The sequence below is a fragment of the Thiocapsa rosea genome (genome assembly GCF_003634315.1).
Lineage (GTDB): Bacteria > Pseudomonadota > Gammaproteobacteria > Chromatiales > Chromatiaceae > Thiocapsa > Thiocapsa rosea.
On record NZ_RBXL01000001.1, the window covers coordinates 1,993,966 to 2,016,425 of the forward strand.

At 64.2% G+C, this 22,460-nt stretch carries 11 protein-coding genes; all 11 read left to right on the plus strand.

The window, feature by feature from the left end:
• Entirely contained in the window at nt 1–747 is a 747-nt protein-coding gene (locus tag BDD21_RS09045) for an ABC transporter ATP-binding protein (RefSeq protein ID WP_120796890.1), read from the plus strand.
• Between the two features lie 485 nt (nt 748–1,232).
• Nucleotides 1,233–3,503 carry a trypsin-like peptidase domain-containing protein gene (locus tag BDD21_RS09050; RefSeq protein WP_120796891.1) on the plus strand — a complete coding sequence of 757 codons (2,271 nt, stop codon included), beginning with the start codon at nt 1,233–1,235 and terminating at the stop codon, nt 3,501–3,503.
• An 875-nt stretch (nt 3,504–4,378) separates the two neighbouring features.
• The gene (locus tag BDD21_RS09055; RefSeq protein ID WP_120796892.1) at nt 4,379–7,930 is read left to right on the plus strand and encodes an SBBP repeat-containing protein; all 3,552 of its coding nucleotides are present in this window, start codon (nt 4,379–4,381) and stop codon (nt 7,928–7,930) included.
• Nucleotides 7,931–8,308: 378 nt separating this feature from the next.
• Nucleotides 8,309–13,471: an alpha/beta fold hydrolase gene (locus BDD21_RS09060; protein ID WP_120796893.1), complete on the plus strand. Its 5,163-nt coding sequence runs from the start codon at nt 8,309–8,311 to the stop codon at nt 13,469–13,471.
• Nucleotides 13,472–13,698: 227 nt separating this feature from the next.
• The gene (locus tag BDD21_RS09065; RefSeq protein WP_120796894.1) at nt 13,699–14,013 is read left to right on the plus strand and encodes a hypothetical protein; all 315 of its coding nucleotides are present in this window, start codon (nt 13,699–13,701) and stop codon (nt 14,011–14,013) included.
• 745 nt (nt 14,014–14,758) lie between these two features.
• A complete protein-coding gene (locus BDD21_RS09070; protein ID WP_120796895.1) occupies nt 14,759–15,379 on the plus strand; it encodes a hypothetical protein in 621 nt (206 codons plus the stop codon).
• 47 nt (nt 15,380–15,426) lie between these two features.
• On the plus strand, nt 15,427–16,785 hold the full coding sequence (locus BDD21_RS09075; protein ID WP_120796896.1) for a DDE-type integrase/transposase/recombinase: 1,359 nt from the start codon (nt 15,427–15,429) through the stop codon (nt 16,783–16,785).
• Nucleotides 16,785–17,585, plus strand: coding sequence for an ExeA family protein (locus BDD21_RS09080; protein ID WP_120796897.1), 801 nt, complete (start codon nt 16,785–16,787; stop codon nt 17,583–17,585). The genes BDD21_RS09075 and BDD21_RS09080 overlap by 1 nt, the downstream gene beginning before the upstream one ends.
• Nucleotides 17,582–17,821 carry a hypothetical protein gene (locus BDD21_RS09085; protein WP_120796898.1) on the plus strand — a complete coding sequence of 80 codons (240 nt, stop codon included), beginning with the start codon at nt 17,582–17,584 and terminating at the stop codon, nt 17,819–17,821. Before BDD21_RS09080 ends, BDD21_RS09085 begins: the two co-directional genes overlap by 4 nt.
• 1,045 nt (nt 17,822–18,866) lie before the next feature.
• Entirely contained in the window at nt 18,867–22,019 is a 3,153-nt protein-coding gene (locus BDD21_RS09090) for a S8 family serine peptidase (protein WP_120796899.1), read from the plus strand.
• Between the two features lie 153 nt (nt 22,020–22,172).
• The gene (locus BDD21_RS09095) at nt 22,173–22,379 is read left to right on the plus strand and encodes a hypothetical protein (protein ID WP_120796900.1); all 207 of its coding nucleotides are present in this window, start codon (nt 22,173–22,175) and stop codon (nt 22,377–22,379) included.
• Nucleotides 22,380–22,460: the final 81 nt, after the last annotated feature.

The window sequence follows — 22,460 nt, forward strand, 5'->3', positions numbered from 1 at the left end:
ATGCATCCAGTCAATGCGTCACCATTGCTGTCCTTGGACGGGGTTGGCTTGGCCTTTCGCAAGGGCGGCTTGCGCATCGGGCCTCGTCATCGCTTTTGGGTCTTGAAGGATATCTGCTTCGAGGTCTATCCGGGCGAGACGCTTGGCGTGATCGGGCGCAACGCCGCCGGCAAAAGTACACTCCTGAGACTCATCGCCGGCATCATCAAGCACGACCGGGGCACATTCATCAACCACGGCTACAGTGTTGCGCTGCTGTCGCTGCAAACCGGCTTCGTTCCCTATCTGACGGGGCGTGAAAACGCGATTCTCAGCGGCATCCTACTTGGCCTCAGGCGCTCCGAGGTCGAAGCGAAAATGGAGGCGATCGTCGACTTCTCGGAGCTCGGCGACTTCATCGATCAACCCTTGGGGACCTATTCCTCCGGGATGCGGGCACGGTTGGGATTCTCGGTCGCCTATCAGGTTGAACCCGACATCCTGTTGATCGACGAAACGCTCGGCGTGGGTGATGAGGAGTTCAAAGTGAAATCGACACAGGCGATGCACGAGCGGATCCGGTCCGATAAGACCATCATCCTCGTGTCTCACATGCCGGGGACCATCCGCGAGCTCTGCGATCGGGCCGTTTGGATCGAAGAAGGCGTGACCCGTGCCGTCGGCGATGTTGCCGAGGTCACGCATGCCTATCACGACGAGATCAGTCGACGTCGCCTGACCGCGGACGCATCGATCCGGGCACTATGATGCCGCTGTGTCGCCCCGGAGGATAAGGCTCGATCAGACGCAGATGTTTGTCGGGTATTGAGACACGATGTCGTATGTCACTTGAAGCGCATGTTTTTAAAGAGGCTTCAGGATTCTTGGCTCGCAACGCTTGGTGTGTCGAGCGGGGATGATGCCTTATCGGCGCCGCCGAGCCCGGCTCACGGCAGTTCGGAGCCTCCCGGTCATTTCCGGGTTCGGCCTCGCATAGTCCCGGGTCATCGACTACCCTTCTTATTCGGGAGGGCGCCCGTCCTTCATGATGCAAGTCCATGGCGGATTTCCGTTCCGCCGCTGACCTCGCGTGCCGCTGAACGGGAAGACTTGTGAGTCGCGCGGGTCCGCTTCGGCGCCGAGAAAGCGGCGAGGCGTGCGGCTCTGCCCCCGTTGCCTGCCGGCAGTCTGCGTTAGCTCTTTTTGTGGTCCCTGGCGGGTGTTTTGGTTTCAACGCACTGAGGTGAACTAACATGAGCTCAGGAAGCGAGAGTGCGGCTCAAAGACGGTCTGCATGGACGAGTATCGGCTGGAAACTCGGCCTGTTGGCGAGTTTGGTTGCTTGGCAAATCATGACTGGGTCGGCGGTTCTGGCCGCCGAGCAGGACGAATCCTCCCCGGGCTGGGGCAACATCGATGCCGATCTGATGGTCGTCGACTGCCCATTCAGCGCCGAAGCGAGACCGGCCGCGGCGCGCGTAGTCTTGCAGATCATCGACGGCGAGCTGCATAAATGGGAGGAGCATGATTTGGGCGAGGGTCGCGTTTGCCTCGTGCAGGTCCTGCCGGACGAGCGTCTCCTGTCGATCTCGCATGCGCTTGATTTATTGGAGCGTTCCGCCAGTTGGACCGAACAAGAACCGAGCTTCGATGCGATGGAGATCCTCTCGCCTGACGATCCCGGTTTGACGGTGCCTCCGGCAGTTCCTCCCTCGGCTCCGACCGGTCCGCTGCCCGAGCCTGACGGAATCGATACCGATGGACCCCCCGGTTGGCCGCGTGGCGACAACGACGACGACGGCACGAATCCATATAGCTTTGCTTATATGGATGACGTTGTCCCGGAGGTTGTTATTGGTACTGATGATCGCGTGCGCGTCGTGACGAAGACACAGTACCCCTGGTGGGTGATCGGCTATCAGGGTCATACCTTTTCCGACAGCTCTTCATGGCGCTGCACCGGTTTCGTCGTCGGACCGCAAATGGCGATGACCAACGGCCACTGTGTTTACGATTCGGCCAGAGGTGGTTATGCCGCGTCCATGAGTCTCGCGCCGGCGCAGTCTCAAGCATCGACCGGAGCAGCAGTCGTTCGCCCGTATGGAAACGAGAGTGCGTGCCACTGGCGTACAAATACGCAGTATATAGACACCGCAGACGTCCAGTATGATTATGCGGCGATGTTCTTTCGGAGCTCTTGGAGCCTGAAAGGCATCAGTACCTTTATGCCGCTCGTCTTCGATGTCAGCCCAACGACCATCAATACCGCAGGGTATCCCGGCACTGCTCAGGGCGCCAGTACGTTCGACATGTGGCGTGCGTTCGACGGCACGAACGTCCAGGTTGTCGATCGGATCCTTCGCTATACGGCGGACACGAGTGGAGGTCAGAGCGGAAGCCCGGTATGGCTGCTGCAAGGCGAAAACCGTCGGGTCGTCACTGTTCATTCATTCGGAAACGCCACCGCGGGCTATAACGGCGGGCCCCGCTTGGTTTCGCAGAATAGAGCAGTTATCGAGAACTGGTTGGCAAACCAAGCGGCCTATTGTCCGCCGCTCACGCGCACGGTCACGGCAACCGCAGGTACGGGCGGCACCGTGACACCGACCTCGCGAACCGTGAATCAGGGCAGCACGGCCAGTTTCACGGTCACGGCCAACACCGGCTACACGCGCAACAACGCGGTCGGCGGCACCTGCCCGGCAGGCGGCTGGAGCGGGAACACCTACACGACCGGAGCCGTGACGGCAAACTGCGCGGTGAGCTTCAGCTTCACCGCGATCGTCGGATCCGGAATGAGCATTGGGCTCTTCAATCCTGCGACGAGCACGTTCTATTTGCGGAATGCCAATAGTTCCGGACCGGCCAACACCGTCTTCGGCTTTGGTCCTCCCGGGCGGGGCTGGAGGCCGCTGACGGGGGACTGGAACGGGAACGGCCAGACGACGGTCGGCCTGTACAACCCGGTGACAAGCTCGTTTTACCTCCGCAACGCCAACAGCGGGGGAGCTGCGGAGGTGAGCTTCGGCTTCGGGCCTGCGGGGCGCGGGTGGACGCCCTTGACCGGTGATTGGAACGGCAATGGCCGGACCACGGTCGGTCTTTACAATCCGGCGGCGAGCACTTTCTATCTCCGCAATGCCAACAGCGGTGGAGCTGCGGACGTCAGCTTCAGCTTCGGACCTGGCGGGCGCGGCTGGCTGCCGTTGACCGGTGATTGGAATGGCAACGGTCTGACGACGATCGGTCTGTACAATCCGGGCACGAGCACCTTCTATCTCCGCAATGCCAACAGCGGGGGAGCTGCGGATATCAGCTTCGGCTTCGGGCCTGCCGGACGCGGTTGGTTGCCGTTGACCGGTGACTGGAACGGCAACGGCCAGACGACGATCGGTCTGTTTAATCCGATGACGAGCACCTTCTATCTCCGCAATGCAAACAGCGGCGGTGCGGCCGATGTGGTGTTCGGCTTCGGTCCCGGAGGTGCAGGTTGGGCGGCGTTGACGGGGAAGTGGCTCCCGTAAATATCGCCCAAAAGGCGTTTTTGGGGACATGGACGTCCCTTGATCGCCCTGTTCCGGTTTCGCGATAAGCTAGTGCTTGACAAAGAACCCTGTTTTCCTCGGCTCCGCCCCGCACCCCTCCATGAGTGGCTGCCCGGGGACGGCGTATTTAATAGGCGTTTGCTGTTCATTCGCGATTTAAGGTTACGTCTACTATATCGAATTATATACGGCAACTGTTGTTTAAATGGGAAGTCAAAAAATTCTGTATCCTATGGGTAAATTTAGATCATGCGACCTAGCGTAAAGCACGGCTACAAAAAGCGTTAAAATATGTATCATGTTAAACCGCGTCGCCGCTAAGCGCTGTGGATGCACCAAACGTCGATCTCACTCGAAAATGAGCATCTTGTTCTGGACGCGGTTTAGATCGCAACTGATGTTGTCGACGAGACGCGTCTTCACTTCGGTCGCCTTTTTACCCGATCGAGCCGATCATCCGCGCTCCCTCATCTCCCCAAACCCACCAGCCGGCGCGCAGCCTTGCTCTGCCCGAGGTGCCAAGCAAGGCCGAGCCCTGGTTGCACCGTCTCGCGGCTCGATGCCTGTGTCTCGGAATGCCGGTTCCGCTGCAGGCGTTGACCCACGTCAGGTTCTTCGCATAAAACCCTTGCACGAATAAGGTCGTATTTGACCGCCGCGACAGAAGCCTCCTATGCTTCCACGGTGCGTGCCTGTGTGCGCGAGCGCGTAAGAGTTCTCGCTTGGATCGGGCATGGCACCGCGACCGATAGGAGACTCGGCACCTGAGGGATCCTGCATGCTCGGGTCCGGCCGTGCCGGGAGCGGGCAGTGAGACGCCCGTCGGGATCATCACCGCAGCAGAGGGATGGACGATGCAGGGCTCGCCGAACCAACCGCAACCCGGGCGCCGTTGGCCCGTTCTTCCGGCCCTGATCCTGGGCTTGCTCGTCGGCGGTGCGGCCCTTGATTCGGCCGCACACGCCCCGCCCTCCGTGGTACCCGGATCGCTGCCGAGTCTGCAGGATGTCGAGGGGCTCCCGAGCGCGCCCGCACGGTCGACCGACCCGGCCGATGCCTTGGCCCCGGCGTCGGCCGAGCCACCGGGCGCAGCGCTCGCCGATCCTGTCGCAACGGCGCGGATCAAGCAGGACTTCGGCCGGCTGCCGATGCACTTCGAGCCGAATGTCGGACAGAGCGCCGAGGAGGTCCGCTACCTCGCCCGCGGGGCCGGCTACAGCCTCTTTCTGACGGACACCGAGGCGGTCCTGGTCCTGCAGCCGGGACGCGCCACGGCACTGGCGGATCACGCCGGGGATCAACCCCCCGACGTCAAGGCGTCCTACCCCTCTTCCGGCACAGGCGCCGAACCCCCGGTTGAGCACCCGCACCCCGATTCGAATCGGCCGCCTTGGCCGCACCGCGGGTTCGAACCCGGACGCGCCGTCGGAGCATCGGGCGCGGGTCGCCTCCACCCTGAGCACGCAAACCGCACGGACGCGCAGGGCCAAGGCGACCCGCCCGGAGTCACCCCGGTGCGGATGCGCCTGGAGGGTGCCACCCGCAACCCCGCCCCACGGATCACCGGCCTCGAGCGCCGGCCCGGCATCAGCAACTACTACCTGGGCAAGGATCCGGCCAAATGGCACAGCGGCGTCCCGCACTACGCCAAGGTTCAATATGACCAGGTCTACCCCGGCATCGATCTGGTGTTCTACGGCAATCCCCGCGAATTGGAGTACGACCTGGTGGTCGCCCCCGGGGCCGACCCGAGCCAGATTCGTCTCGCCTTCGAGGGCGCGGACGCGTTGCGCATCGACGCGGAGGGTAATTTGGTGCTCGCCGTGGCGGGCGGGGAGATCCTGCACCGGGCACCGCGCATCTATCAGCGGGTTGACGGCCGGGAGCGCGCGGTGGCGGGACACTATGTCCTCCTCGAAGGCGACCCCGCCGACGGCGCGGCCGGGACCGATGTCGTCGGGATGGCCGACGCCGGCACCGTGTCGGCGGTCGGGTTCGTGCTGGCGGCCTACGATCCGGCCGAGCCCTTGGTGATCGACCCGGTGGTGGTCTACTCGACCTACCTTGGCGGGAGTTCGTTCGAGTTGGGTTACGGGATCGCCGTCGACGGGGCCAGCAACGCTTATGTCACGGGGACAACCTACTCCACCGATTTCCCCGTGGTGAACGCCCGCTATACTGAGTTGCGGGGCGAGCAGGACGCCTTCGTGACCAAGCTGGACGCCGGAGGTCAGGGGCCGGTCTACTCGACCTATCTGGGCGGGAGTCAGATTGATAATGGGTACGGGATCGCCGTCGACAGCGTCGGCAACGCCTATGTCACCGGCGCGACCAGATCCGCAGACTTCCCCACGGTCAACGCCCGCTATCCCCTCTTGAGTCATGTCGAAGACGCCTTCGTGACCAAGCTGGACGCGGAAGGTCAGGGGCCGGTTTACTCGACCTACCTTGGCGGGAGTTTGTTCGATTGGGGTACCGGGATCGCCGTCGACGGGGCCAGCAACGCTTATGTCACGGGGACAACCTACGCCACCGATTTCCCCGTGGTCAACGCCCGCTATCCTGGATTGCGGGGCGAGGGGGACGCCTTCGTGACCAAGCTGGACGCCGGAGGTCAGGGGCCGGTCTACTCGACCTATCTGGGCGGGAGTCGAGCTGATGCTGGGAATGGGATCGCCGTCGACAGCGTCGGCAACGCCTATGTCACCGGCTGGACCGGATCCGCAGACTTCCCCACGGTCAACGCCTGCTATTCGCACTTACGAGGCTACGCCGACGCCTTCGTAACCAAGCTGGACGCGGAAGGTCAGGGGCCGGTTTACTCGACCTACCTTGGCGGGAGTTTGATGGATTTGGGTGGGGGGATCGCCGTCGACGGGGCCAGCAACGCCTATGTCACGGGGCAGACCTACTCCGCCGACTTCCCCGTCTTCAACGCCCTATATCCCCTGTTGAGTGGCGCGGCAGACGCCTTCGTGACCAAGCTGGACGCGGGAGGCCAGGGGCCGGTCTACTCGACCTATCTCGGCGGGACTGATCGTTGGCTCTATGGTGACCGCCAGGGTGAGCGTGGGGAGGGGATTGCGGTCGACAGCGCTGGCAACGCCTATGTCACCGGGGTGACCTACTCGGTCGACTTCCCCGCAGTCAACGCCTGCTATTCGCAATTACGAGGCTACGCCGACGCCTTCGTGACCAAGCTGGACGCGGGAGGCCAGGGGCCTGTCTACTCGACCTATCTCGGCGGGAGTGAGGGTGAACAAATCAGTGGTGAATCTGGATACGGGATTGCGGTCGACGGGGCCGGCAATGCCTATGTCACTGGGCGAACAAAAGCCGGCGACTTCCCCACGGACAACGCTCGCTATCCCCAATTGAGTGGCCGCGATGACGCCTTCGTCACCAAAATCGACTCCAGCGACATCGTCAACTTGACCGTCACGCGCACCGGCAACGGCACTGTGAACAGCACCCCGTCGGGCATCGCCTGCGGCTGGGACTGCGCGAAGGCTTACCCGGCCGGTACGCGGGTGATCCTCACGGCCACCGCGGCCGCGGGCTCCAGGTTTGCCGGATGGGGCAACGCCTGTACCGGTACCGCTGCGACCTGCACACTTGTCCTCAGCAGCTCGACCCGTGTGACAGTGACCTTCAACCCGCCGACCCTCTCGCGGGCCTTTTCGGTCGGCCTGTATCGGCCCGACAGCAGCACCTTCTTTCTGCTCTACGCCCACAGCGGCGGTCCGGCGAACGTCACCTTCCGTTTCGGTCCCGCCGGTCGCGGTTGGCTGCCGCTCACCGGGGACTGGAACGGGGACGGACGGACCACGGTCGGGTTGTACAACCCGGCCGCCGGTACCTTCTATCTCCGAAACACCCACGGAGGAGGTGTAGCCGATGCGACATTCGCCTTCGGTTCCGGCGGTCACGGTTGGCTGCCGCTTACCGGCGACTGGGACGGGGACGGGCGGACCACGGTCGGGCTATACAACCCGTCGACCGGCACCTTCTATCTCCGGAACGCAAACGCAGGAGGTCCGGCGAACGTCACCTTCGGTTTCGGCCCCGCCGGTCGCGGTTGGTTGCCGCTCACCGGGGACTGGGACGGAGACGGGCGGACGACGGTCGGGCTCTACGACCCGTCGGCCGGTACCTTCTACCTCCGCAACGCAAACGCCGGAGGTTCGGCCGATATGGCATTCGCCTTCGGCCCGCGCGGTCGCGGTTGGTTGCCTTTGACGGGCGACTGGGACGGCGACGGTCCGACAACGGTCGGGCTGTACAACCCGTCGACCGGCACCTTCTACCTCCGCAACGCAAACGCCGGAGGCTCGGCGAACGTTACCTTCGGGTTCGGCCCCGCAGGCGCAGGCTGGACGCCGTTGACCGGCGACTGGGTGCGGTGACGTCGCGATGCCCGGATTCAGCGATTGGCTCTGCCCGAGGTGACAAGCAAGGCCGAGCCCTGGTTCCACCGGCTCGCGTCTCGATGCCTGTGTCTCGGAATCCCCGTTCCGCTGTGGGCGTTGACCCGCGTCAGGTTCTGCGCATAAAACCCTTACACGAATAAGGTCGTATTTGACCGCCGCGACGGAAGCCTCCTATGCTTCCACGGCGCGTGCCTGTATGCGCGAGCGCGTAAGAGATCTCGCTTGGATCGGGCATGGCACCGCGACCGATAGGAGACTCGGCACCTGAGGGACCCGGCATGCTCGGGACCCGCTGCGCCGGGAGCGGGCAGTGAAACGCCCGTCGGGATCATCACCGCAGCAGAGGGATGGACGATGCAGGGCTCGCCGAACCAACCGCAACACGGGCGCCGTTGGCCCGTCCTCCCGGCCTTGATCCTGGGCTTGCTCGTCGGCAGTGCGGCCCTTGATTCCGCCGCCCACACCCCGCCATCCGGGGTGCCGGGATTGATGCCGAGTCTGCAGGATGTCGAGGGGCTCCTGAGCGCGCCAGCACGGTCGACCGACCCGGCGTCGGTCGAGCCGCCGGACGCCGTGCTCGCCGATCCTGTCGCAACGGCGCGGATCAAGCAGGACTTCGGCCGGCTGCCGATACACTTCGAGCCGAATGTCGGACAGAGCGCCGAGGAGGTCCGCTACCTCGCCCGCGGGGCCGGCTACAGCCTCTTTCTGACGGAGACCGAGGCGGTGCTGGTCCTGCAGCCGGGACGCGCTGCGGCACGGGCGGATGAGCACGGGCATGAACCCCCCGACGACAACGCGTCCCACCCCTCTCCCGGCACGGGCGCCGAACCCCCGGTTGCGCACCCGCACCCCGATTCGAATCGGCCGGCTTGGCCGCACCGCCGGTTCGAACCCGGACGCGACGTCGGAGTGTCCGGCGCGGGTCGCGTCCCGCCCGAGCACGCAAATCCCACGGACGCGCAGCGCCAAGCCGACCCGCCTGCCTCCACCCCGGTGCGGATGCGCCTGGAGGGTGCCACCCGCAACCCCGCCCCTCGGATCACCGGCCTCGAGCGCCGGCCCGGCATCAGCAACTACTACCTGGGCAAGGATCCGGCCAAGTGGCACAGCGGCGTCCCGCACTACGCCAAGGTTCAATATGACCAGGTCTACCCCGGCATCGATCTGGTGTTCTACGGCAATCCCCGCGAATTGGAGTACGACCTGGTGGTCGCCCCCGGGGCCGACCCGAGCCAGATACGTCTCGCCTTCGAGGGCGCGGACGCGCTGCGCATCGACGCGGAGGGTAATTTGGTGCTCGCCGTGGCGGGCGGGGAGATCCTGCACCGGGCACCGCGCATCTATCAGCGGGTGGACGGCCGGGAGCGCGCGGTGGCGGGACACTATGTCCTCCTCGAAGGCGACCCCGCCGACGGCGCGGCCGGGATGGCCGCCGTCGGCAGTGCGTCGGCGGTCGGGTTCGTGCTGGCGGCTTACGATCCGGGCGAGTCCTTGGTCATCGATCCGGTGGTGGTCTACTCCACCTATTTGGGCGGAAGTTCGTTTGAGTATGGGGTTGGGATTGCTGTAGACGGAGCCGGCTACGCTTATGTCACCGGTGAGACCTCCTCTACCGACTTTCCCGCGGTAAACGCCCGCTATCCCCGATTGCGGGGCCACACGGACATCTTCGTGACGAAGCTAGGGGCCGCAGACCAAGGTCCGGTCTACTCCACTTATTTGGGCGGGAGCTTAGTTGAAAGCTGTGGGGATATCGCCGTCGACCGGGCCGGGAACGCCTATGTCACCGGCTCGACCATCTCCACCGATTTCCCCGCGGTGAATGCTCTCTATTCCAGTAAGGGCGACTGGGACGTCTTTGTTACGAAGTTGGATCGCTCAGGCCAGGGGCCGGTCTACTCCACCTACTTGGGCGGGAGTTCGGTCGAGAGGGGTTACGGGATCGCCGTCGACGGGGCCGGCAACGCTTACGTCACGGGGAGAACCTACTCCGCCGATTTCCCCACGGTCAACGCCCGCTATTCCCGATGGGGTGGGAACTCGGACGCCTTTGTGACCAAGCTGGACGCGGGAGGCCAGGGGCCGGTTTACTCGACCTACCTCGGCGGGAGTTTGGTTGACGAAGCTTACGGGATCGCCGTCGACGGGGCCGGCAATGCCTATGTCACCGGCGTAACCCGCTCAGACGATTTCCCCATCGTCAACGCTCGCTATCCCCGATGGGGTGGGAACTTGGATGCCTTTGTGACCAAGCTAGACGCGGGAGGCCAAGGGCCGGTTTACTCGACCTACCTCGGCGGCAGCTTGCATGACGTGGGGAGAGGGATCGCCGTCGACGGAGCCGGCAACACCTATGTCACCGGACTGACTGCATCCGCCGATTTCCCCACGGTCAACGCCCGCTATCCCGGATTGAGGGGCGATTGGGACGCCTTTGTGACCAAGCTCGACGCCGGAGGCCGGGGGCCCGTCTACTCCACCTACTTGGGCGGGAGTTCGGCTGAGGATGGGGTTGGGATTGCCGTCGACGGGGCCGGCAACGCCTATGTCACCGGCGTAACCCGCTCAGACGATTTCCCCATCGTCAACGCTCGCTATACCGAATTGCGGGGCTTCGAGGATGCCTTCGTGACCAAGCTGGACGCCGGAGGCCAGGGGCCGGTCTACGCGACCTACCTCGGCGGGAGTTCGGATGATCGGGGGCTGGCGATCACCGTCGACGGGACTGGCAACGCCTATGTGAACGGGTGGACCGAATCCGCCGATTTCCCCACGGTCAACGCCCGCTATCCCCGTTTGTGGGGTACCCAGGACGCATTCATCACCAAAATCGACTCCAGCGACATCGTCACCTTGACCGTCACGCGCACCGGCAACGGCTCCGTGAGCAGCACGCCGGCGGGTATCGCCTGCGGCAACGCTTGCAGCCGGAACTACCCCGCGGGGACCTCTGTCACGCTCAGGGCCGTTGCGGCGTCCGGATCCGTCTTCAGCGGCTGGGGTGGTGCCTGTATCGGACAAGGCGCCACCTGCACCCTCGCCGATTTAAGGACGTCGGTTCCGGTCACGGCCTACTTCGCCCTCCGGAATCCGCAAACCGGTGACCCGGTCAAGAACACGCTCGGCAGCGACGGCGGCCCCTCGCCCGCCCAACCAAGGGCCGTTGTCATTACGCACGGATACAACTCGAATGCGGACACATGGGTTCACGCCAAGGCCTTGGCCTTCTGCAACCAGCTCGGTGCGACCCGGCACGCCGTGTCCTTGTCGAATCGTCTCAACCACATCTGCTCCGCCCCGGAGAGGGGCTGGGATGTCTGGACGGTCGATTGGCGCACCAGCGCATCCGCATCGGGGAATCTCGTGCCGTCGATCGTCTGGACATTCGCGGACGACATCGGGCGTGCGGCGGCGACGCTGCTGGAGCGTCACACCTACCAGCACCTGCACTTCATCGGCCACAGCGCCGGCTCGCGCGTCATCGCCGAGGCTGCATACAGGATCAGAGCCGCGCGGGGCGACGCGGTCACCCTCCATCTCACCTTTCTGGATGCCTTCGATCCGATGGCCCGCGTTCTGCCGAACGTATTCAACGGAAGGCATCTGTCCCTGCTCGGCCAACGCGCCTACGTGCCCGGCAAGTATTGGGCGGACAACTATGTCGACACGCGCCCTCTCGTTCGAACCGGAGATCCGGCATGGGATGCCGCGCTTGCGTTGATTATGCCCAGTGCGCTAGGGATTGCCGATGTCTTGGATACAACAGATTCGCACCTGCGGTACGCCTACAACGTTAATGTCTCGCCGTCGCCCGACAACCGCGGCTGTGGTCCGATCTGTCGCCACAGCAGGCCTTACCGATTCTACGGGAAGAGCCTGGACCCGAACTTCCCCGGCGACGACATCGATCCCGTCAACGGCACGGGAGTCATGGGCTACCCGTTGTCTCTGGAGTCCGGAAGAACCTTGTCGCAGCTTGCTTCCCTCTTCCCGCTGAATACGGAGTGTACTGTCGATAACGGATTGTGCGTGGTTCCAAGCCCCGGCACCTGGTATTACCTCCCCGGAGCGGTCCGCGATACGGTCGTGGATGCCACGACCGGAACCGTCAATTATGTCTTCGGCGCCGGCTCCGAGCTTTTCGGTCTCCTGCGGTTCGTGGTGTCGATCCCGACCGTCAGCAGCGCCGACGCTTTGCTCGAACTGGATGAAGCGGCCGCGGCGCCGACGGTCGAGCCCGCCTGGCTGACGACGAACGTGACGACGACCGGCCCCGTCAACACACTGAGCTTCGGTTGGCGCTTCACCGGCGGCGGGGAAGGGCTGCTGCGGGTGTTCGTCAACGAAGATCTGGTGACCCAGCTCGACCAGCGTCATCTGCCGCTGGCCTCCGCGGAACCGGAAGAGATCTTCGTCGGCGAGCTGCCGGCCGGAACCTATCGCATCGCCTTCCGCTTGGACGGCTACGGCAATAACGCCAGTTCCGTCGAGCTGACCGGGGTGGAGCTGAGTCGGCAGGTTTCGACCTATCCCGTCACCGTCGCCAAGGACGGCGGCGGATCGGGGACGGTGACGAGTACCCCGCCGGGCATCGCCTGCGGCCTCGACTGCGAAGAGGCCTACCAAGCCGGGACGCGGGTGATCCTCACGGCCACCGCGGTCGCGGGCTCCAGGTTTGCCGGATGGGGCGGCGCCTGCACCGGAACCGCCGCGACCTGCACGCTTGACATCAATGGCTCGACCCATGCGACGGCGACCTTCAACCCGCCGACCCTGTCGGGGGTCTTCACGATCGGACTCTATCGGCCCACCACCGGCACCTTCTTCCTCCGCAACGCCCACAGCGGAGGTCCGGCGAACGTTACCTTCGGCTTCGGCCCCGGCGGTCGCGGTTGGCTTCCGCTCACCGGGGACTGGAACGGGGACGGGCGGACCACGGTCGGGCTGTACAACCCGGCGGCCGGAACCTTCTATCTGCGCAACACCCACGGCGGAGGTGCGGCCGATGCGACATTCGCCTTCGGTCCGGCCGGTCGCGGTTGGCGGGCATTGACCGGGGACTGGGACGGGGACGGTCGGACCACGGTCGGGCTATACAACCCGTCGACCGGCACCTTCTATCTCCGGAACGCAAACGCAGGAGGTCCGGCGAACGTCACCTTCGGTTTCGGCCCCGCCGGGCGCGGTTGGCTGCCGCTCACCGGTGACTGGGACGGCGACGGGCGGACGACGGTCGGGCTGTACGACCCGTCGGCCGGTAACTTCTACCTCCGCAACGCAAACGCGGGAGGTCCGGCGAACGTCACCTTCGGTTTCGGCCCCCGCGGTCGCGGTTGGCTGCCGCTCACCGGGGACTGGAACGGCAACGGTCGGACCACGATCGGGCTATACAACCCGGCGGCGAGCGCCTTCTACCTCCGCAACGCCCACGGCGCAGGTGCGGCCGACGTGACATTCGTCTTCGGCCCCGCAGGCGCAGGTTGGACGCCCTTGACTGGCGATTGGGTGCGGTGAGGTTGCATTGCCTGGATTCAGGGCTCGGTGGATCCCTGAAGGAGCGGGCCGCGGGCTTCCGGCACGGATGCCATTTCCCGGCGTCGCTGGGTATGCGTCTGTTTCATACGTGAGTGCCTGGAATGTTTCATTCTGAGATGCTGGTAAGCTATGGCGATGAAAAGATATCTCGATCTATAGTCAGAAGATCCCTAAATTTCGCTACTGTCCAAAGAAAAGGAATCGCAATGAAGAAGAACAATAGGATTGCAATCATCATCTGTCTTTCCGGTCTGTTGTTTTCGTGCTCGTACGTTGAATTGAGCGGTACGATGACAAAGGCGACGGGGGAAGTGATGACCGATTTTTCAGAGAATAACGACGGGTTCGTTGGGAAAATGGCTTCGTTTGGCGGAAAGATCAATACTGCTGTCGGGGGCACTGTCGAAAACATCGCGAGAGAAGGACGTTCCGGTCAGCTGGAGGGGTCTAAATCGAGTCAGTTTGTCGAGGGTAACAAGAGAGTAATCCGATCGGCAGTCGATTCCGTATCGAGCGAGTGAGGTTTAAATAGCCTAGTCACGAGCAGACATCATCTCATGGGGGGCTAATCGTTATGAGCCTGCGTCTTCGGGATGACACGAACCCCGCCGGTGTCAACGTCTCCGATGCTGCGCTCGTCGGCCTTGATCGTTAGGCCTTGCTCGTAACTCCGTTGCGCCAGGCAAAGCCTGGAAGGAGAGGAAGATAGCGAACGGATAAGCCAATCGGAAACTCCTTTTTGCGACCCACCGGGTGCAAGTCCCGAGCCGGTAAGGAGTGGCCATCCACCGGAACCGAGTGTTGCGTGGTGCGGGAGCGATCCCGCCTGCGAAGCGTACACAGGGGGCGTGCAGGCCGTGTGATGGAGCCCCGTCACTGAATCCAGCGGAGCCGACGTATTCGGAAGACCGGAAGGCAACAGTTTCGGCATCGTAACGGCCTGATGTCGAGACTCCGCCGGGGTCTGAGAGCAGGGCATGTACGCACGGGTCGTCCAGGAACCTGGGAGCGCTCAATCGTTCCTTGCCCGAGACGCGGCGCGGGCACCTGTTGTTTCCCATCCTGATCCGCAAACCACCGGCAGTTTTTGCAGGAAGTATTCCACCGGTGATGTCATTTTCCGGTGAGGCAATGCGGTAGGCGCGGAGCGCGGATGTCCCGCACGCTTCACCGGCGTGCATCCTCGCGGTCGTCCCGGCACAATCGCCTCACCCTCCTCCACATGAGAAGGCCCGCCACGGGTGCAACCGTGCGGGCCGATGGCCGGTGCAACTACGCTTCGAGTGTCATCTCACCGGCGCGGACTACGTTACGCAACAAGGCTGGTTGAGCGCAACGCTTCCGTGCTGTCCGCTGCATCCGCATGGCGATTGCGGCTTTGCGCGTCACGGCACCTATGAGCGCGTCTCCCCGCCCGGCACGCGGGTGGCGCGCTGGTACTGTCCCGAGGGGCATCGCACCTTCAGTCTGCTCCCCGACTGTCTGGCGGCGCGCCTCTCGGGCACCTTGAGCGAGGTCGAGGCGGTGGTGCGTGCGGCCGAGCAGGCGCCGAGTCTGGAAGCGCTGTGCAAGCACCAACGTCTGGACATCGAACTGCCCGGGGCGTTGCGCTGGGTCCGTCGGCGTGTGCAGGACGTGCACGGCGCGTTGCATCGTATCAAGGGTGTTCTCGGGGACACGTTCGCGAACGTGGCGCCGACGCTGACGGCGTTCGCCGACCACCTGGAGGTGGAGCCGGTTCTGGTGGCGTTGCGCGGGATCGCCGCGGCCTGGCTTGACGTGCTGCCCAAGCCGCTCGGATTCGCGCCCCGGCGCCGCCGGGGCCGCAGTGCGCTCCCCCGCCTCCAACACCGTGCGGGGCCTGACCCGCCGGGCTGCCCGGCGTAGGGTCGGCGGCGCAGGCAAACCGCCTGCGTGATCCGGAGCGCCCGTCCATGACCGATCCGCAGACCGATCTTCAGCACGACATCGCCCTGTTTCGCTACGGGGTGATTGCCGAACTCGTGCAGTGGCCCAAGGAAGAGAAAGGCCTCTACGAGGCGATCCAGACCAAGGCCGAGCGCGACTACGCCATTCCGGGCAGCACCCGCACCCGGGTCGCCGCCGAGACCATCCGCGATTGGCTCAAGGCCTATCGGCGCGGCGGCTTCGAGGCCCTTCTGCCCAAGCCGCGTGCCGATCGCGGTCAGGTGCGCCGCCTGCCCGCGAACGTGGTCGAGGCGCTGCTCGCCGCCAAGGAGGCCAACCCGCAGCTGTCGGTGCAGTTGGTGATCCGCGCGGTGCGCCGGCGCCCCGAGGTCCCGCCCGATCTGCCGTTGCCGCCCTCCACCGTGCATCGCCTGCTCGCCCGTCATGGCCTGATGGACACGGCCAAGACGGCGAGTCAGACGCAGGACCGGCGCCGCTTTGCCTTCGAGCAGGCCGGGGAGCTGTGGATGAGCGACGTCATGCACGGTCCGGCCGTGGTGGTCGGGGAGCGGGTCAAACGCAAGACCTACCTGATCGCCTTCATCGACGATGCGACCCGGGTGATTCCCTACGCGAGTTTCGCCCTCTCGGAGAACACCCGGACCTTTCTGCCGGTGCTCGCGCAGGCGATCCTGCGCCGTGGCTTGCCGCAGAAGCTCTATGTCGACAACGGCGCCAATTATCGCTCCAAGCAGCTGGCCCTGGTTTGCGCCAAGCTCGGCATCGCGCTGATCCATGCCCGGCCCTATCAACCGCAAGGCAAGGGCAAGATCGAGCGCTGGTTCAAAACGGTCCGTGCGCAGCTGTTGACCCGGCTGACCGATGCCGATACCGCCAGCCTCGCGGCGCTCAACCGCCGCCTCGCCGGCTGGATCGAGGGCGAGTATCACCACACCCCGCATCGCGGCCTGGACGGCGCCACGCCGCTCGAGCAGTGGGCGCGCACCGGGGCCGCGGTGCGCTTTCCCGAGCCCGGCCTGGACCTGGCGGATCTGTTCCTGCACGAGGCGGTGCGCAAGGTGCAGAAGGACCGCACGGTCAGCCTCCACGGGGTGGTCTACGAGGTCGACGCCGCCTTGGTCGGGGAGAACATCACCCTGCGCTACGATCCGGACGCACCGCCCGAGCGGCCGATTCAGGTCTGCTTCGAGGGCCGCGCGCACGACCCGGCCCGTCCGGTCCAGACGTATGCGAACTGTTTCGTCAAACGCGATCGTCCCTCGCGCACCTTGGCCGTGGACGGACCGGTCCCCGAGCCCGCACCCTCGGCGCTGCGCCTGCGCGAACTGCCCGAGGCGGATGCCGACACCCTGGAGGGCCGCTGATGTACCGCAAACACTTCGCCCTCACGGCCTTTCCCTTCGATCTGACCCCGCCGCCGGATGCGCTGTTCGCCGCCGCCAGCCTCACCGAGGCCGCCGCACGTCTGAAGCATCTGCTGGAGCTGCGTGCCATCGGCCTGATCACCGGCGAGGCCGGCTCGGGCAAGACCACGGTCTGCCGCAAGGTCGCCGCCGATCTGCATCCGGGACTCTATCGGGTGTTCTACATTCCGCTGTCCACCGGCAACGTGATGGACATGTACAAGACCATCGGCTGGGAGCTCGGCCTGCCGGTGGAGCGCAACCGCGCGGCGGCCTTCCGCACCATCCGCACCGAGATCACCCGCTTGAGTCTGGAGGCCAAGCAACGCCCCGTCCTGATCATCGACGAGGCCCATCATCTGCGCAACGAGGTGCTCGAGGATCTGCGTCTGCTCACCAACTATCAGATGGATTCGGAGAATCGCCTGTGTCTGCTGTTGGTGGGACTCACGGAGCTGCGCCGGCGCTTGAGCATGGCGGTGCACGAGTCGCTCGCCCAGCGCATCGTGGTACGCCATCACGTGACCGGGCTGACCCGCGAGGAGCTGCCCGACTACCTCGTCCACCGTCTGCGCCTGGCCGGCTGCGAGCTGCCGCTGTTCGAACCACCCGCCGTGGAGGCGCTGTTCCAGGCCACCCGCGGCATGCCCCGCAAGGTCAATCGTCTGGCCCACTACGCGCTCACCGGTGCGGCCCTGGAACAGGCCCGCCAGGTCACCGCCGAGCACGTGCAGACTGCCCGCGAGGAGGTCGCCCCATGAGCCGGCTCCCCGAACCCTTCACCATCCTCCTGCCCGAGGACTGGACGCCCGAGCAGGCTTGGGCCGTCCAGGATTGCTTGGATGAACTGCTCGTGCAGATCCAGGCGCGCTACGGAGCGGCCGTGCAGCAGTGGCTCTACGGCGAGGACACCGATCCGGATCCGGACCCGCCGCCCGACGCCGTCACCCAACTGGACCTCTTCGAGAACGACTTCGACGATCCGCTGCCCTTCTGAGCGACCCTTGCCCGGCGGGTCGCCACCCGCCGGGCACCCTCCCTACAGGCGCCCGACCCGGGCGCGTCGAACACCGCCGCGACGCACTCCACACACCGCCTTCGCGCTCCTCGGGCTCCTCGCACTCCTCCACCTGCCGACACTGCGCCACCGGGGTGATCAGTGCGGGAAAACCGCGAGCATTCCGCGCGAAACAATTCGGGAATCGGCCGGTGAAATAAAGCGAGCGACAACAGCACCGCGTAAGAAGCCGCCCCGGCCTGTCGGCGTTGGTCCGGCCGACGGGAGCGAACAGGACCGACGGCAAGGTAGCGCCAAACGAAGGCAACGAAGTGCGGCGCGATGGCGACTGAGCAGTCAGAGTCGGCTGATAGTACCGTTGAGCGTGGGGAACGCACCCGAGCGGACCCATGGGAGGGAAGCGGCCGATCGGTTGAGACACCTTCTGAAGGGACGATGGCGTGAACATCGAGTCACCTGACCATCTGAACAGAACGACAGGAGATCGCGACATGGGCTGAATGGTCCAACGGGTGTGCGACAGTTGTCGTGCAGCGAGCGCTCAATCGAGGAGCCGGATGCGGTAGTCCCGCACGTCCGGATCTGTGGGAGCCGCGGGTGGGAAACCACCCGCGGCCACCCGGTTCCATCGTGGCACAGAGCGCCAGGGGCATGCGTGACACCGCAGAGCGGGTGTCACGAGCGAGTGGTTTTTTGGGTGGCCGGCCTAACGAGCGAGGCCGATCGTTATCCCGGCCGGCAGTGTGCGAGCTATGCGTAGTCAGGCCTTCCAGCTCGGGTTCTGTCAGGCCAGGATGGCCTGACTACGCAGGCAGCCGACCATGTGGTCGGAGTTATCAACAAGGCCCGTCGGATTATGGCACCTATTGTTCAACTTGTCTTTGCGGACTCATAGGTCTAGATTCCGATGAGCCGCCGAACGACGGAGTGAGCAGCGATGGAAACGAGTGCACTGAAGATGGTTTTGAGAGTCGCGTCCAATGAACGGAGAGCCTGTTCATGTCGTTTGCCTCCAGGCGCATGGATGTTCATTCTGGCATTCGCCCTTTGCATGCTGTCCAAGGCCATATCTGCCGCGATCGACATCCACCCGTCGGGCGGTGCGGCAGGCCCGCCGGCCTTTGCCGAAGACCGCGTTCTGGTCAAATTCAAGCCCGGACTCAGCGCGGCTCAGGTTACGGATGCGCTTGCCCGAGCCCATAAGATCCCGGCCGTCCTTACGCGCAAGGCCCGTTTCTTCGACACGACGGTGGTCGGCGTGAGCGCGGCAAAGACGGATATCCCAATCATCGTAAAGGCCATCGCGGCCTGGCCAGAGGTTGAGTACGCCGAGCCCGACTACGTGGTGCATGCCGCCGTGCTGCCGAACGACACCATGTTCAGCAGCCTTTGGGGGCTTCGGAATACAGGTCAGACGGGCGGCACCCCGGGTGCGGATATCAACGCCACCGAGGCGTGGGATACCTTCACCGGCGATGCGACCGTAGTCGTTGGCGTGATCGACACGGGGATCGACTACAACCACCCGGACCTGGCCGCGAACATGTGGGTTAACCCGGGCGAGATCCCCGGCAACGGCATCGATGACGACGGCAACGGCTATATCGACGACATCCATGGGATCAACGCCATCACCGGGTCTGGCAATCCGATGGATGACCAGAGCCACGGCACGCACTGTGCCGGCACCATTGGCGCGGTGGGCAACAACAGCCGGGGTGTTGTCGGCGTCGCCTGGAACGTGAAGTTGATGGCACTGAAGTTCTTGGACGCCGGCGGGTACGGTTACACCTCTGACGCCGTCGAGGCGCTGGAATACGCCACGCGGATGAAGACGGACTACAACGTCAACATCAAGATCACCAGCAACAGTTGGGGCGGCGGCGGCTACAGTCAGAGCCTGGCGGACGCGATCACCGCCTCCGACGCAGCCGGTATACTCTTTGTTGCGGCTGCCGGGAACAGCTCTGTCGACACCGACACCTACCCCCATTACCCATCGTCGTTTCAGATTCCCAACGTTATCAGCGTCGCGAGCTCGGACCATATGGACGCCCTATCCTGGTTCTCGAACTACGGCGCGACTTCGGTGCACCTGGCCGCGCCGGGGAGTGACATCTACAGTACCGTTCCCGGCAACAGCTATGCGAGCTACAGCGGAACTTCGATGGCCACGCCGCATGTGGCCGGTGCCGCTGCGCTGCTCTGGGGTTACGAGCCCGGTTTCTCCCTGGCCGACGTCAAGTCGACACTGCTCAACACCGTCGACACGGGTGCAGCCTTCATCGGCCGAACCGTGACCGGTGGGCGTCTCAATCTTAAGAGCGCTCTGAACTGTGACCCCGGCACGCCGATGGTTAAGCCTTCACTGACGGATGGCTTCACTTCGTATCAGGGCCAGGAGAAGATGCTTAGCGTTGCCTTCAGTGCATGCACGCCGCTCACCGGCGCCCAAGCCACTGCGGCCTTCAGCAACGGTGACGCTGGCCTGACGCTGCTGGATGACGGCCTTGCCCCGGACCTACGGGCCAATGATGGCATTTACACGACCATTTGGACCCCTCAGGCGGCCGGGTTCGTCGATGTCTCCTTTACTCTTATCGAGGCGGGAACGCCCTATGTGGAGGTGGTCTCGGGAGAGATTATTGAGGCAATGACCTACTTCATCGACGATGAAGCCGTCTTCGACTGGCAGGACATCAGCACCACCGGCACGGAGTTGAGTCTCACGGACGACAGCGTCGCCGGCCCTATCACCTTTGATTTCAATTATTACGGCCTCGACTACACTGGCCTATATGTCAGCTCGAACGGCGTCCTCTACTTCGGCACGCCCTCCGCTAACTTCATCAATCAGACCATCCCCGGCGACAACGACGGCGCCAATACCTTCATCGCCCCCTTATGGGATGATTTGTACCCATCTCCGGGGGGTGTCTATTACCAGGTGTTCGGCACCAACCCCAATCGCCAATTGGTGGTCCAGTGGCACAACATCACCCTTTATGGTGGATCAATCACGGGTTCCTTCCAGGTCATCCTTGACGAGTCCGACGGCTCGATTCTCTTCCAGTACCTGGACACCGATTTTGCCGACACGAGCCGGAATCACGGCGCCGATGCCACCATTGGTCTTCAGAGAGCGGCCGACTATGGCCAGCTCTTCTCTTACGATCAAGCCTCTCTGACCAATCCCCAGTCCATCCTCTGGCGGCTGGGGGGGAACCGGCACCGGATCACCACGAGCGTCAGCCCCGCGGGTGCCGGCACCGTGACCTGCACGCCGAACCCGGTCAACGACGGCAGTGACAGCACCTGCACAGCGACTGCCAGTACAGGACATACCTTTTCAAGGTGGGCCGGTGATTGCAGCGGCACCCAGCCCAGTTGTAGGCTGCAATCGATGACCTCGAGGAAGAGTGTGACGGCCAACTTTACGTCCAACATCGATTATGTGGGGCTCTACGCCCCCGGAAGCGGCCGTTTCTATCTGCGCAATGCCCACAGGGGAGGTCCGGCGAACGTCACCTTCGGTTTCGGCCCCGCCGGTCGCGGTTGGCTGCCGCTCACCGGAGACTGGAATGGCGACGGGCAAACGACGATTGGGTTCTACAACCCGTTGACCGGGATCTTCTACCTCCGTAATGCCCACGGCGGAGGTCCGGCCGATGTGACATTCGCCTTCGGCTCAGCCGGTCGCGGTTGGCAGGCATTGACCGGGGACTGGGACGGCGACGGGCGGACCACGGTCGGGCTGTACAACCCGTCGACCGGCACCTTCTACCTCCGCAACGCAAACACTGCAGGCCCGGCGAACGTCACCTTCCGTTTCGGTCCCGCCGGTCGTCGTTGGCTGCCGCTGACCGGGGATTGGGACGCCGACGGTCGGACGACGGTCGGGCTCTATAACCCGCTGACCGGGACCTTCTACCTTCGCAACGCCCACGCCGGGGGTGCGGCCGATGTGACATTTGCATTCGGCCCCGCCGGTCGCGGTTGGCTGCCGCTCACCGGTGACTGGAACGGTAACGGGCGGACGACGACAGGGCTTTACAACCCGTGGAGCAGCACCTTCTACCTCCGCAACGCCCACCGCGGAGGTTCAGCCGACGTCACATTCGCCTTCGGTCCAACAGGCAGAGGCTGGACGCCGTTGACCGGCGATTGGGTGCGGTGACGGCGCAATGCCTGACGTGAGGGAGAGGTGAATCCCTGACAGAGCGCGCCGTGGGCATCCGACAGGAGGCCATTTCCCGGCGTTGCGGGGTGTGCGTCTCCCGGCGTTGCGGGGTGTGCGTCCGTTTCATGTTTGATGGGACGGGATTCATCCATGACGCATTGGACCTACGCCGCGCTCGCCGACGAGGCGAGCGCGCGAGGCGTCGTCGCGGAGATCTCCGCCTACTCGATCGGTTGCTTCCTTCGCGAGGTTGATCTGAAGCGGCATTGCACCTGCGGCTGGATCAAGAGCCCGCTCGATGATCTTCAGGGGTCGGCCCCGGCAGACTTGACGACCTTTGGAGCCGGCGCGGTTTAAGATATTAAAAAATATATCGTTTTAAACCGCGTCCCAGCAAAGGGTCGTGGATGCTCTAAATGTCGAGCTCACTCGAAAATG

Excerpts from the sequence above, each read along its gene's own strand:
- BDD21_RS09045 (WP_120796890.1), top strand. The coding sequence starts at position 1 with ATGCATCCAGTCAATGCGTCACCATTGCTGTCCTTGGACGGGGTTGGC.
- BDD21_RS09050 (WP_120796891.1), top strand. The coding sequence starts at position 1,233 with ATGAGCTCAGGAAGCGAGAGTGCGGCTCAAAGACGGTCTGCATGGACG.
- BDD21_RS09055 (WP_120796892.1), top strand. The coding sequence starts at position 4,379 with ATGCAGGGCTCGCCGAACCAACCGCAACCCGGGCGCCGTTGGCCCGTT.
- BDD21_RS09060 (WP_120796893.1), top strand. The coding sequence starts at position 8,309 with ATGCAGGGCTCGCCGAACCAACCGCAACACGGGCGCCGTTGGCCCGTC.
- BDD21_RS09065 (WP_120796894.1), top strand. The coding sequence starts at position 13,699 with ATGAAGAAGAACAATAGGATTGCAATCATCATCTGTCTTTCCGGTCTG.
- BDD21_RS09075 (WP_120796896.1), top strand. The coding sequence starts at position 15,427 with ATGACCGATCCGCAGACCGATCTTCAGCACGACATCGCCCTGTTTCGC.
- BDD21_RS09080 (WP_120796897.1), top strand. The coding sequence starts at position 16,785 with ATGTACCGCAAACACTTCGCCCTCACGGCCTTTCCCTTCGATCTGACC.
- BDD21_RS09085 (WP_120796898.1), top strand. The coding sequence starts at position 17,582 with ATGAGCCGGCTCCCCGAACCCTTCACCATCCTCCTGCCCGAGGACTGG.
- BDD21_RS09090 (WP_120796899.1), top strand. The coding sequence starts at position 18,867 with ATGTTCATTCTGGCATTCGCCCTTTGCATGCTGTCCAAGGCCATATCT.
- BDD21_RS09095 (WP_120796900.1), top strand. The coding sequence starts at position 22,173 with ATGACGCATTGGACCTACGCCGCGCTCGCCGACGAGGCGAGCGCGCGA.